General features: G+C 66.8%; 1 protein-coding gene. It reads right to left on the bottom strand.

Annotated elements, in window-relative coordinates; translation table 11 throughout:
• A partial coding sequence (locus KWG70_RS17755) for a type VI secretion IcmF C-terminal domain-containing protein (RefSeq protein ID WP_230937377.1) occupies window positions 1-349 on the bottom strand: 349 nt, incomplete at both ends.

Raw genomic sequence — 349 nt, 5'->3', positions numbered from 1 at the left:
AACCCGCCCCTCATCTGTCCGAATGTCGATCAAAACCCGTTGCCCACCATCGCGAAACCGCAACCGCAGCGAGTCCAGCAGGCGCTGCAACCCCCATGGGCCGGGGAGCGTGACGCGCGCAGCCTCCGAACCTTCCCTGAAGCTGACCTCCACCCCGAGGGACGGGTTTGGACCGGGCCAATTCAAGGATGCGGGCTGGCCCGTCGCACGGACCGGCACCCCGTTGCCCCCCAGCGCGAAGACGGTGTTGCCCCGTTCGGCGAGCGCCGCAAGGGTCATGGTTTCGGTCATCTGCCCCGCCTCATTGAACAGGGCCTGTGAGGCGGTCATCGCCCGCTCGAAAAAAGCG

Source organism: Psychroserpens luteolus (assembly GCF_021032705.1).
Lineage (GTDB): Bacteria > Bacteroidota > Bacteroidia > Flavobacteriales > Flavobacteriaceae > Psychroserpens > Psychroserpens luteolus.
This window is presented reverse-complemented; position numbering and strand designations above follow the sequence as displayed.